We start from the raw sequence: 11,877 nt of genomic DNA on the forward strand, positions 1-11,877 counted from the left end.
GCGGCTGTCCGCGCGCCGCGAAGACCGTGACCACCGGCTCGAAGGGATGGCCCGGTCGGGCGGCGTCGAGCTCGTGCAGGCGGGCCTGCGCGACGGCGGCATCCGCTTCTCCTGGCCGGGACCGTCGGCCTCCTCAGGGGCGCAGGCGCCGGGCGCCGGCCGCGACGGCGAGGAGGAGGGCGGCCACCGCGAGGAAGGCGAGGGTCAGGCTGGTGGCGTGGGCGAGGAGCCCGATGGCGGCGGGGCCGGCGAGAACGCCGGCATAGCCCAGGGTTGTCACGGCCGGGATCGCGAGGGCGGCGGGCACCGCCTCCTGGCGGCCGGCGGCCGTGAACAGGACCGGCACGATGTTGGCGCAGCCCGCCCCCACGAGGGCGTAGCCGAGGAGCGTCACCGGCCAGAGGGGTACGGCGGTGGCGAGGCCGAGGCCGGCCGCCGACAGGAGCGCGCCCAGGACGACGATGCGGCGGCGTCCGATCCGGCGCACGAGCGCGTCGCCGGTCAGGCGGCCCACCGTCATCGACAGCGAGAAGGCCGCATAGCCGAGGCCGGCGCGGGCCGGATCGAGGCCGCGCTCCTGGATCAGGAAGACGCCGCTCCAGTCGAGGGCCGAGCCCTCCGTGAGGAAGACCACGAAGCACAGGAGCCCGATGCGGAGCACCGGCCCCCGCGGCCGGGCGAAGGCCGGGCCTCGGGGTCCCTCCGCCATCGCCGGCAGGATGCCCGGCAGGGCGGCGAGGAAGGCGACCGCGATGGCGACCACCACCACCAGGGTCGCGACCGCTGGCTCCAGGCCGAGGCTCAGGAGGGCACTGAAGCCGGCCGCGCCCAGGATGCAGCCGAGGCTGTAGAGGCCGTGGAAGCCCGACATCATCGGCCGTCCGGCCCGGCGCTCCACCACCACCGCCTGCAGGTTCATCAGGCAGTCGAGGAGGCCGAGGCCGATCCCGAGCGCGGTGAGAGCCACGGCGAGGACGGGCAGGCCGGCGGCGCGCGACAGGGTCACCAGAGCCGCCCCGGTGACGAGCACGGCGGCGGCCAGCACGGGGCGGGTGCCGAAGCGCCCGGCCAGGGCGCCCGCCATCGGCATGGTGGCGAGCGACCCGACGCCGAGGCAGAGGAGAAGCAGGCCGAGGGTGCCGTCGTCGAGGCCCGCCCGCGCCTTCACGAGGGGCACCAGGGGCGCCCAGGCCGCGACGCCGAAGCCGACGACGAGGAACAGGAGCCGGGTCGCGCGCGCCTCGACGGGGCCGGCCGCGCGTGCGAGGCGGCGCGCGGCGGGCGCGGCGCTCGTGATCGTCGAGCTTGAGGTCATGACGCCTTTCGGGCAGGCCGGCCGGGGCCGCGCAGCGGGACGGGCCGACGTCTCGCAGGTGGACACGGCAACGGTGTGAAGCCGGGCCGCCTCCGGGGCTGCGCCCGGCTCGTCTCAGGTCTGCAAAGGTTGCATCGGCAGCCGATGCCGATGCCCGGTCGAGCATCGAGCCGTCCTGCCTCCGGAGATCGGCGATCGAAGGGCCGGACCGGCGCCGGATCCGCGGAACGGTGTCGCCGTCGCGGCCGCGCAGGCACGCGTTGACCCTCCCGGTCGCCCTCCCTACGGTGCCGGCCTTCGCGATCACCCGTCCCGACATCCTTGCAGAACTGACGCTGGCCCCATGCCGTCCCCGCTTCCCTCCGACCCCGATCTCATTGCGGCGGCCGCCACCGCCGCGGCCTGGCCCTTCGAGGAGGCGCGCAAGCTCGTGGCGCGGCTGGAACGTCGCCCGAAAGCGGAGGTCCTGTTCGAGACCGGCTACGGGCCCTCGGGCCTGCCGCATATCGGCACCTTCGGCGAGGTCGCGCGGACCTCCATGGTGCGCCACGCCTTCCGGGTTCTCACCAACGACAGCGTGCCGACCCGGATGATCGCGTTCTCGGACGACATGGACGGCCTGCGCAAGGTGCCGGACAACGTGCCGAACAAGCCCCTGCTGATCGGTGCCCTGAACCAGCCCCTGACCCGCGTGCCCGACCCGTTCGGCACCCATGACAGCTTCGGCGCCCACAACAACGCCGAACTGCGCCGCTTCCTCGACGCCTTCGGCTTCGACTACGAGTTCCGCTCGGCCACCGAGTGCTACAGGGCGGGCGTGTTCGACACGGCCCTGCTCACGGTGCTGGAGCGCTACGACGCGGTGATGGCGATCATGCTGCCGTCGCTGCGGGCCGAGCGCTCGGCGAGCTATTCGCCGTTCCTGCCCATCCACCCGGTCACCGGCGAGGTGATGCAGGTGGCCATCGACGAGGTCCGGGTCTCGGCCGGCACCCTGGTCTGGCGCGATCCGAAGACCGGCGAGGGCTACGAGACCCCGGTGACGGGCGGCCACGCCAAGCTGCAGTGGAAGCCCGACTGGGCCATGCGCTGGGTGGCGCTGGGCATCGACTACGAGATGGCGGGCAAGGACCTGATCGATTCCGTCAAGCTCTCCGGCGAGATCGCGCGCGCCCTGGGGGCCGAGCCGCCGGAGGGGTTCAACTACGAGCTCTTCCTCGACAAGGACGGCAAGAAGATCTCCAAGTCGAAGGGCAACGGCCTCTCGATCGACGACTGGTTGGTCTACGGCACCGCCGACAGCCTGGCGCTGTTCATGTACAACAAGCCGCGCGAGGCCAAGCGCCTGTTCGTGGAGATGATCCCACGCCAGGTCGACGACTACCTGAGCTTCCTGGAAAAGTATCCGACCCAGGAGCCGGCGCAGAAGCTCGGCAATCCGGTCTGGCACCTGCATGCCGGGCACCCGCCGGCGGCCGAGGCGGTCGGCAAGGGCGGTGCGCTGACCTTCGCCATGCTCCTCAACCTCGCGGCGGTGGCCAACACCGAGGATCCGGCGGTCCTGTGGGGCTTCATCCGTCGCTACGATCCGGATGTCGGGCCGGAGACCCACCCGGTGCTCGCGCGCCTCGTCGGGCACGCGCTCGCGTATTTCCGCGATCTCGTGCGACCGGCCAAGACCTACCGGGCCGCCACCGAAGCCGAGCGCGCGGCGCTGGAAGACCTCTCCGCGACGCTCGCCGCGCACGAGGGCTCCGTCGATCCGGAGGGCCTGCAGGCGGTGGTCTACGAGGTGGGGCGCCGGCACTTCCCCGATCTGTCGGGCAAGGCCAAGAGCCCGGACGGGCGCCCCGGCGTCTCGCAGGCCTGGTTCGGCACGATCTACAACGTCCTGTTCGGCGAGGCGCGCGGACCCCGTTTCGGCTCGTTCATCGCCCTGTACGGCGTCGCCGAGACCCGGGCCTTGATCGGACAGGCCTTGTCCGGTGCCTTCCTGGTGCAGACGCCGGCCGCGTGACGTCAGGAATTCAGTAAGCCCGGGAATTCAGTCGGGCCAAAGAGTCCGGTAAGCCCGGACGCCCTGCGCCGGTCCCATGTCGGCGGCGCAGGATAATGTCTGCGTGTCGCGGTGTGATTGCGCACAATTGTGCTTGTCGGGGCGCCAATCCGCAGATAAAACGCCCAACCACTGGACAGAAAAAAGGCCGCCCCGGTGAGGGAGCGGCCCGAAGTCTAGGGAGGAAACGCCCAAGAAGGGCACACCGCGGCGACGCCATCGCCGCGGTGCATGGCGTCCAAATGCCATGTCGCACCGCACCATGCAATCGCTTCCCGAGTCGGATGGGGTATGCGCGGTTTGCATGAAACCGACCCTCAGGCCCCGGCGGGCGGGATGTCCGGCATCCCGAGCTGCCCCAGGCTGAAGGCCCAGACCCGCTCCTGCAGCGCCGTGTCCCGGCCGAGAGCCGAGGGGGCCACGGCCCGGCACCGATCGAAGTAGAGACCGGTCACGCCCTCGACGTCCCGGGAGGTCGCGAGATACAGCGACGTCGCGGCGCCGTCCTCGGGCTTCGACAGGAACGGGCGGATCAGGCGCCAGCCGAGGCCGAACCAGCCGCCGGTGCCCGAGGCGAACCCGCTGGCGATGACGCCGGGATGGAGGGCGTTGCTCGTGACGCCGGTGCCGGCGAGCCGCCGTGACAGGGCGGCGCTGAAGAGCACATTGCCGAGCTTGGCCTGCGAATAGGCGGCGATCGCGCTGTACCGGCTGGCGTGGCCGATATCGTCGAGGGCGATCCGTCCGCGCCGATGCGCCGTCGAGGCGACGCTGACGATGCGCGCCGGGGCGCTCGCCTTCAGGAGGTCGAGGAGTTCGAGGCTGAGGTTCAGGTAGGCGAGGTGGTCGAGCGCCCAGGTCCGCTCGATCCCGTCCACCGTCGCGGCGTAGCGGTCGAAGATCGCGCCGGCATTGTTCACCAGGACGTCCAGGCGCGGATACCGCGCCCGGACCTCGCCGGCGAGGCGGCGGATCTCGGCCTGCGACGCGAGGTCGGCCACGAAGCCGTCGATCACGGCACCGGGCACGGATTCCCGGATCCGGGCGGCGGTACGGCCGGTGCGGTCGGCATCCCGGCCGACGAGGCCGACGCGGAACCCTGCCCGCGCAAGGCCGAGGGCGGTCTCCGCGCCGATGCCGGAGGTCGCTCCGGTGACGAGGGCGATCCGCTCCGGCATCGCCTGGCTCACGCTAGAACACCGCCTGCCCGATGGCGAAGGCGACGACCACGATGACGATGGCCACCAGCAGGAAGAGGCCGAACAGGATGCGGGCCAGGGAGCCGGCGCCGGACGCGATGCCGGTGAAACCGAGGCCGCCCGCGATGAGGGAGATCACGAAACAGATGAGGGCCCATTTCAACAGGGTCATGCGCAACACTCCAGCTCGCGGAACCGACCGTCAACCGCCTGCGCCCGCAAGCGTTCCGCCCAAGCTCGGCTGTTTTACGATAGGGTCCCGGGCCGGGCCGGGGCCACCGGGCGCGCTTGCGTGCCGGCCCGCTCCAGGAGGAGGTGGGCCAGGGCGTGGTAGAGCCCCTCGCGGCAGACCGCCTTCGAGACCGCGTCGGCGATCAGGGCCGCCACCATGAGGGGGATCATCAGGGCGTGGTCCTGGGTCATCTCGGTGACGATGACGAAGGCGGTGATCGGCGCCTGCAGGGCGCCGGTGAGGTAGGCGACCATGCCGATGAGCACCAGGGCCGCCACGGGAACGCCGGAGAACCAGCCGTGCAGGGCGGCGCCGAGGCCGGCCCCGACGCTGAGGGATGGAGCGAACAGGCCGCCGGGAATGCCGCTGATCGCCGAGAGCAGGGTCGCGACGAACTTGAGCGGCGCGAAGTCGGGATGGGGTTCCGCGGTGCCGTGCAGGAGGGCGCGCGCCTCCTCGTAGCCGGTGCCGTAGACCGTGCCGCCCGAGGCGAGACCGCAGAGGGCGACCCCGAGGCCGCAGGCGGCCGCGAAGGCGACGGGGCGCGCGGCGATGGCCGCCCCGAGGCGTCCGGGCAGGCCCCGCGCGAACAGGATGACGATGCGGGCGAAGCCGCCGCCGGCGAGGCCCCCCAGCGCCCCGATCACCGGGACGGCGATCCAGCCCGGCCCGAAGGGCAGGGCGGCGCTGGATGTGCCGAAATAGGTGTAGTTGCCGGTCAGCGCCATCGCGGTCAGGCCGGCCGCCACGATGGCGGCGACGATGAGCCCGCCGGTGCGGGCCTCGTAGGCGCGGCCGAGCTCCTCGATCCCGAAGACGATGCCGGCGAGCGGCGTGTTGAACGCCGCGGCCACGCCGGCCGCTCCGCCGGCCAGGATCAGTCCCGGCACCCGCTCCGGCGTGAGGTGACCGGCGGCCGCCATGATCGCGGCCCCCACCTGCACCGTGGGCCCCTCGCGCCCGGTGGAGGCGCCGAACAGCAGGCCGAGGCTCATCACCACGATCTTGCCCGCCGCGACACGCAGGGAGACGAGGGCGCGGCGCAGAGCGAGCTGGCCGGTCTGGCGCGCCGCGATCACCTGAGGAATGCCGGAGCCCTGCGCGTTCGGAAACACCGCGCAGGCGAGCCAGGCGCAGAGGGCGAATCCGAAGGGCGTCAGGCCGAGGGCCACCAGGGGCGAGAGGCCGAGCAGGCGCCGGAAGGCGCCCTGGGCCGCATCGGCCAGCCCCGCCATCAGAACGGCGGCGAGCCCGACGCCGATGCCGCCGACGAGGAACAGGAGACGATGGCGCCACAGCCCGAAGGCGTCGCGGGTGGCCCCGCGCAGGCGCCGCATGCGCGGCACGACCCCGGAGCGGACCTTGGCTCTCAGAACCTTGACGCGCGGCACCTTGGCGGGACGGGTGGAGGGCATGCGATCGAAGGCTCGGGGCGGGAACTCGGGAGGCGGAGCGTCGGGCGGGCTTCAGGCAAGGGGCATACCCCGGGGAGACTCAAGCCTTGTCCTCGCCCTCCGCCCGGCAGAGCGCCTCGACGGTCCGCAGATAGGCCTTCGCGTCGAATTTCCGCAGGGAATTCTCGCTCTGGTAGCGCACCGTCCCGAAGATCTTGCGCCGCGCCCAGGGGCGATCGTGCAGGCCGTAGACCCAGGCGACGTTGGTGAAGGAGTTCGCGTCGCGCCCGTCGAGGAAATAGCGGTTGTTGAGCCGCAGCGTGCGGGCGAAGCCCTCCTCGGGCGTGGGCGACCATTCGAGGATCTTCTTGCCCCAGTACATGCGCAGGTGGTTGTGCATGTAGCCGGTCTCGCGCATCTCGGCCTGGGCGGCGTTCCAGTAGACGTCATGCGTCCTGCCCTCCGCGAGCTCGGCCTCGGTGTAGGTCTTCGGCCGCGGGTCGTCGGCATGCTCGGCCAGGGCCTTGCGGGCCCATTCGGGAACGGCGCGCGCGTAGCTGTCGTAGCCGTCCGTGTAATGGACGTGGTTCATCGCCAGCTCGCGGCGGATGACCACCTCCTCGACGTAGGCCGCCTTGTCCTCGCGTCCGCCGGCCTTGGCGGCCCGGACCGCCAGCACGATCTCCACGGGCGAGATCTGCCCGAAATGCAGGTAGGGGCTCATGTGCGAGGCCGCCCCGGCCTCGGGCCGGTTGCGGTCGCTGCCATAATCGGCGAACGGGCCTTCGAGATAGGCCTCGAGGCGCCGGCGCGCCTCGGTCTCGCCGCCGGTGAAGCGGCGCACCGGGCCGACGATGCGGTCGAGGCTCATGCCGGCCAGCACCGCATCCGGATCGGCGATGTCCACCTCGGACTTCGGAAGGCCGCGCCCCGCCGGGTGCTTCACCTTCCGGGCGGTCAGAGGCGCGACGTAGTCGTCGAGGTGCTTGTGCAGCTTCGGGCGCAGGGTACGGGCGGCGTATTCGTGCTTGGGCGAGGCGACCTCCACCGGCACCACGACGTCGCCCTCCACCTGCACGATCCGCGCGTCGACGCCCTCGACGATCTCGGCGTACCAGCGCTTCTGGATCGCGAGATAGCCCCGGTCGAGGACCAGGAGGGCGGCATCCTTGGCCAGGTCGATCGCGACCTGGGCGGGCGAGGCCTTGCGCAGGCAGAAGCCGATGCCCCGGGCCTTCAGGCCGGACGCCGCGTCGGCGAGCCCCTGGAGCAGGAAGGCGTAGTGGCGGGCATTGGCCTCCGGAAACCCGTTCTTGCCGTCGAGCAGACCGAAGCAGGCGAGGACCGGCAGGCCGAGCCGGTTGGCTTCCTCGATCGCCAGCTCGAGGGCGGGATTCTCATGCGCGCGATTCGCCTGTTGCAGGAGATAGAGCACGTAGCGCCCCTCCGCCCGGGGCTCAGCGTCCTTGAGGAGTCGGATCCGTCCCGCCTGAATCGCCATCGCCGCTCGTCGTCTCCTGGTTCGTCGTGAAAGGTCGGGTCGCCGCATCCGTCCGGCACCCGAGGCAGAGTGGCCGCCCCGGGCAGGCCTGCCCGCGCGAACCGAGCAGACGCAGCCGCGAAAACTGAATTCGACCAATCCTTTGATGCAAGCTCATCTGGGGCTGGAGCCGCGCGATGCCATGAGCATTTGCCGCTGCTCGGGTGCGTCATTTTGGATACAGAAATAGGGCAATGTGTGCCGCGGCACCAAAAGCGACATGGATGCTGCCCTATCCGCCTTGCAATTTTATGGGAGAGGTTCAGATTGTGCATTGCGGGAACGCGATGGCGTCGCGGTCCTGCTGCCCTCCTTGGGCGTTTCCTCCCTAGACTTCGGGCCGCTCTTCGGAGCGGCCTTTTTTCTTTTCCGGCCCCTCACCCGCGGGCGCGGGCGCGGATCATGAAATTGTCGTAGGTGTATTCCGCCACCTGGAACCAGAGGTATTCCTCGTTCCGGAAGGTCTTCATGGCTTCGTGGACGCGCTTGAAGTCGGCATTCCTGGAACCGATCTCGGCATAGACGTCGTTGGCGGTCTTGAGGGCGGTCTCCATCACCTCCTGCGGGAACGGGCGCAGCTGCGCCCCGGCCGCCACGAGGCGGCGCAGGGCGCGCGGGTTGCGCGCATCGTACTTCGCCTGGACGTCGGCATGGACCTGGGCGGCGGCGGCCTGAAGGATCGCCCGGTAGCTCTTGGGCAGTCCCTTCCAGGCCTCGGCCTGGATCCAGAGATGGACCGTCGAGGCGCCCTCCCAGAATCCCGGATAGTGATAGGTCGGCGCCACCTTCTGCAGTCCGAGCTTCTCGTCGTCGTAGGGGCCGATCCACTCGGCGGCGTCGATCGCCTTGGATTCCAGGGCGGCGTAGATGTCCGGCCCCGGAGTCGCCTGGGGCACCACCCCGAGCTTGGCCAGCACCTGGCCGCCGAGGCCGCCGATCCGCATCTTCAGCCCTTGGAGGTCCGTCTGCGCCTTGATCTCGCGGCGGAACCAGCCCCCCATCTGCGCCCCGGTATTGCCCGCCGGCAGGGCGACCAGCCCGTGCCTGGCGAAGATCTCGCCGAACAGGTCGGCGGCGCCGCCCTGGAGCCACCAGGCGCTCTGGCCGCGGGCGTTCAGGCCGAAGGGCAGGGCGGTCGCCAGCGCGAAGGTCGGATCCTTGGCCAGTCCCAGGGTCGCCGGGCCGTAGCCCATCTCGACCGTGCCGGCGGCCACGGCATCGAAGAGCCCTTCGGCCGGGACCGGCTCGCCCGGCCCGGAAGGCTGGATCTGGAACCGGCCGTCGCTGGCCTCGGCGACGATGCGGGCGAGCATGTCGGTGGCGCCGAACAGGATGTCGAGGGTCCTGGGAAAGGCGCAGGCGAGGCGCCAGCGCAGGTCCGGCGTCGCCTCGGCCCGCACGGGCGCGGCCAGGAGGGCCGCCGCGCCGCCGAGGCCTGCGGAGAGGAGAGCACGGCGCCCGGATGTCGGGCGTGCGGAGGATGGGGGCATGACGCCTCGCTGCTCGATCTGGAATCGTCCCGTTGCGGCCGGCGCCGCCCCGAACGTCCGCCGTTCACGAACGACGGACGGCCGGAAACGATCCCGAAACGTTCGGATGTCTCCGTTGGCCGCCCGGAAGTCGACCGGAAGGACGCGAGGCGGCGAGAACGACCCGCGTTCAGTGAACTACTTGGCGTAGAACTACTTGGCGTACGTGAAGGTGCCGTCGTTCCAGACGTAGAGGACGTAGCCCTGTGCGGTGACGTCGCCTTTGCCGTCGAAGCCGACGGAACCGAGCACGAGGTCGAAGCGCTCCGCGTGCAGGGTGGCGGCGATGCGCTTCGACTCCGCCGTATGGGCGAAATTGCCGGCCGCCACGAGGGCCTGAAGGGCCGCGTAGCCGTAGATCGTCGATCCTTCGGGCTCGACGCCCTCGGCCTTGAAGGCCGCGACCACGGCGGCGGCCTCCGGCTTGCGGCGCGGATCGAGGTAGAAGGTCATCAGAACGTCGTTGCTCGCCGGCCCGGCGATGGTGGCGAATTCCTGCGTGGCGATGGCGGAGGTCCCGAACCATTGCGGCTTGAAGCCCCGCTCGGCCGAGATCCGCACGAGGCGGCCCATCTCGCGGGCGTCCCCGCCGTAATAGGCCACCGCGATCCCGGCCTCCTTCAGGCGGTCGGCCAGGGCCGCGTCGTCGGCGTCGCCCGCCGCGAAGGCGGTGGCGATGGCCTCATTGATGCCGATCCGGTTGAGGTTTTCCTTGGTGGCGGCAGCGAGGTTGCGCGAGCCCGGCGTCAGGTCGTTGAGGATGGCGATCTTCTTGTCGCGGAACCGCTCCGCGAGCACGGTGGCCGAGAGCTTGGCCTGGTCGTCGTCGCGGCCGCACACCCGGAAGATCGTCGGCAGGCCCCGGTCGGTGAGCTTGGCGGCGACCGAGGCGGCGGTGATCATCACCGTGCCGTTGGCGGCGTAGACCTCGGAGGCCGCCAGCGACGCGTTCGAGCAGACGTGGCCGACCACGAGGCGCACCCCTTGCGTCGCGTAGTGATTGGCCACCGCCACGGCCTTGTTGGAATCGCAGGCGTCGTCCTGCACGTCGAGCACGATGGTCTGGCCGTCGAGGCCGCCCTTGGCGTTGGCGTCGCGGGCCGCGGCCTGGACCCCACGCAGGACCTGCTCGCCCACCGCCACGTAGGCACCGGAACGGGGCACGGCGACGCCGATCACCACGTCGGCCCGGGCCGCCGTCACGCCGACGAGCGCGGCGGCGCCGAGGAACAGGCTGCCAGCCAAGCCGCCGGCGCGCCCGAAGCGCCGGGCCGCGCGTCTGAACCTCATCCCGCCCCGTCTCACGCCTCGGTCGACCTCGCAGAAACATAGAGGCGGATCGGCCAGCCGCCAAGGTTCGGCGGGCGCACCAGGTCCACGGCCCGGCGCCTTCCGGCATCGATCGGGCCGTGGGACCCGTGCGCGATGCCGCGCGAGAACGCAAGAGGGACTTTCGGCACGGGCGCGAGGCGGCGAAGCCTCACGCCCCTCCGAACCCGGCCTCAGCGCGAGACGCTGTAGACCGAGGCTCCTGCGGAGACGGGGGCGGTGATGGTGGAGAAGACGGAGAGGACCTTCTGGACCTCGGTGAAGGGGGCGTTGGAGACGTAGACGAGGTCGCGGTTGCGCATGCGGAAGGCCTGGGTCAGGAACAGGCTGTTGGGATCGCGCATGTTGATGCGGTAGACCACCGGCACCAGGGGGGTGCCGAGCAGGGGGCTGCCGGGCTTGAGGCGGCGCACCACCGCGGCGGGCTCGAAGCGGAAGATGAAGGTGCCGGAGGGATCGGCCTGGAAGTCGGACAGGCCGCGCGCCTTGGCCAGCGCCTGGGCCAGCGTGATGCCCTCGGCCTGGAACGGGATCTCGGTGGAGTTGCCCAGGGCGCCCACCGCCAGGAAGGTCTGGGGATCGCGCACCAGGGTCAGGGTGTCGCCCGGGCGCAGGAAGATGTTCTCGGCCGGGTTCGACACCACCGTGGTCAGCGGCACCGTGGCGGTCTGCTGGCCGCGCGAGAGGCGCACGAAGGTCTCGTTGACGGCTGCGCGCACGCCGCCGGCGGTGGCCACCACGTCGAGCAGGCGGTCGCCCTTGCCCGAGAGCGGCACGCGGGCGCCGGCCACGACCTCGCCGGTGACGGTCACCGTCTGCGACACCGCCTTGGTGACCGAGACCAGCACCTGGGGCTGGATCGCCTTGCCGGCGAGTTCGGTCTCGATGAGGGCCTGCACGTCCTGGGGCCGGCGCCCGGCCACCTGGATGCGCCCGGCATAGGGCACGCTGATGGCCCCGTCCCGGGGCACCACCTGCTCGGGGATGAGGGCAGACTTGGAGCCGGCCGAGAAGCGGTCGGCCACCAGCGGCCCGGAGAACAGGCCGCCCGAGCCGGCTTCCCAGACCGAGATCGCCACGTAGTCGCCCACCCCGATGACGGGCTCGAGGGACGGGCGCCGGTCGCCGAAGGAGGCCAGCAGGCTGTCCAGCGCACGACCCCGCAGGGCCTCGATGGTCGCCGCCGACAGGTCGACGATCTCGTAGCGCGCGAACGTGCCCTCGCTCGTCGAAATGTCGGCCCCCTCCACAACCGCACCCGTCGTCGGTCCGGCCGCGGGAAG

Annotated in this window: 9 protein-coding genes; 1 reads left to right on the forward strand and 8 read right to left on the reverse strand. The window is 71.3% G+C overall.

The window, feature by feature from the left end:
- Positions 1–133 precede the first annotated feature (133 nt).
- A complete protein-coding gene (locus ACLBWX_RS16090) occupies positions 134–1,315 on the reverse strand; it encodes an MFS transporter (protein ID WP_447678026.1) in 1,182 nt (393 codons plus the stop codon).
- 343 nt (positions 1,316–1,658) lie between these two features.
- On the opposite strand from ACLBWX_RS16090, the gene ACLBWX_RS16095 reads away from it, so the two are divergent.
- Positions 1,659–3,332: a lysine--tRNA ligase gene (locus ACLBWX_RS16095; RefSeq protein ID WP_447678027.1), complete on the forward strand. Its 1,674-nt coding sequence runs from the start codon at positions 1,659–1,661 to the stop codon at positions 3,330–3,332.
- Between the two features lie 356 nt (positions 3,333–3,688).
- Here ACLBWX_RS16095 and ACLBWX_RS16100 read toward each other — a convergent pair whose 3' ends face one another.
- From ACLBWX_RS16100 to ACLBWX_RS16130, 7 genes are all read right to left on the reverse strand, one after another.
- Positions 3,689–4,549, reverse strand: a complete 861-nt coding sequence (locus ACLBWX_RS16100; protein WP_447678037.1) for an SDR family NAD(P)-dependent oxidoreductase — start codon at positions 4,547–4,549, stop codon at positions 3,689–3,691.
- Positions 4,550–4,562: 13 nt separating this feature from the next.
- Entirely contained in the window at positions 4,563–4,742 is a 180-nt protein-coding gene (locus ACLBWX_RS16105) for a DUF1328 domain-containing protein (protein ID WP_056469231.1), read from the reverse strand.
- A 74-nt stretch (positions 4,743–4,816) separates the two neighbouring features.
- Positions 4,817–6,139 carry a chloride channel protein gene (locus tag ACLBWX_RS16110; protein ID WP_447678038.1) on the reverse strand — a complete coding sequence of 441 codons (1,323 nt, stop codon included), beginning with the start codon at positions 6,137–6,139 and terminating at the stop codon, positions 4,817–4,819.
- A gap of 157 nt (positions 6,140–6,296) precedes the next feature.
- Positions 6,297–7,697, reverse strand: coding sequence for a deoxyribodipyrimidine photo-lyase (locus ACLBWX_RS16115; protein ID WP_447678028.1), 1,401 nt, complete (start codon positions 7,695–7,697; stop codon positions 6,297–6,299).
- 416 nt (positions 7,698–8,113) lie between these two features.
- On the reverse strand, positions 8,114–9,226 hold the full coding sequence (locus ACLBWX_RS16120; protein WP_447678029.1) for a TRAP transporter substrate-binding protein: 1,113 nt from the start codon (positions 9,224–9,226) through the stop codon (positions 8,114–8,116).
- A gap of 192 nt (positions 9,227–9,418) precedes the next feature.
- Positions 9,419–10,555, reverse strand: a complete 1,137-nt coding sequence (locus ACLBWX_RS16125) for a branched-chain amino acid ABC transporter substrate-binding protein (RefSeq protein WP_447678030.1) — start codon at positions 10,553–10,555, stop codon at positions 9,419–9,421.
- 212 nt (positions 10,556–10,767) lie between these two features.
- A partial coding sequence (locus ACLBWX_RS16130) for a polysaccharide biosynthesis/export family protein (RefSeq protein ID WP_447678031.1) occupies positions 10,768–11,877 on the reverse strand: 1,110 nt, incomplete at its 5' end.

This window comes from Methylobacterium sp. M6A4_1b, from assembly GCF_053345175.1.

Excerpts from the sequence above, each read along its gene's own strand:
- ACLBWX_RS16120 (WP_447678029.1), bottom strand. The coding sequence starts at position 9,226 with ATGCCCCCATCCTCCGCACGCCCGACATCCGGGCGCCGTGCTCTCCTC.
- ACLBWX_RS16105 (WP_056469231.1), bottom strand. The coding sequence starts at position 4,742 with ATGACCCTGTTGAAATGGGCCCTCATCTGTTTCGTGATCTCCCTCATC.
- ACLBWX_RS16115 (WP_447678028.1), bottom strand. The coding sequence starts at position 7,697 with ATGGCGATTCAGGCGGGACGGATCCGACTCCTCAAGGACGCTGAGCCC.
- ACLBWX_RS16110 (WP_447678038.1), bottom strand. The coding sequence starts at position 6,139 with ATGCGGCGCCTGCGCGGGGCCACCCGCGACGCCTTCGGGCTGTGGCGC.
- ACLBWX_RS16090 (WP_447678026.1), bottom strand. The coding sequence starts at position 1,315 with ATGACCTCAAGCTCGACGATCACGAGCGCCGCGCCCGCCGCGCGCCGC.
- ACLBWX_RS16100 (WP_447678037.1), bottom strand. The coding sequence starts at position 4,549 with ATGCCGGAGCGGATCGCCCTCGTCACCGGAGCGACCTCCGGCATCGGC.
- ACLBWX_RS16125 (WP_447678030.1), bottom strand. The coding sequence starts at position 10,555 with ATGAGGTTCAGACGCGCGGCCCGGCGCTTCGGGCGCGCCGGCGGCTTG.
- ACLBWX_RS16095 (WP_447678027.1), top strand. The coding sequence starts at position 1,659 with ATGCCGTCCCCGCTTCCCTCCGACCCCGATCTCATTGCGGCGGCCGCC.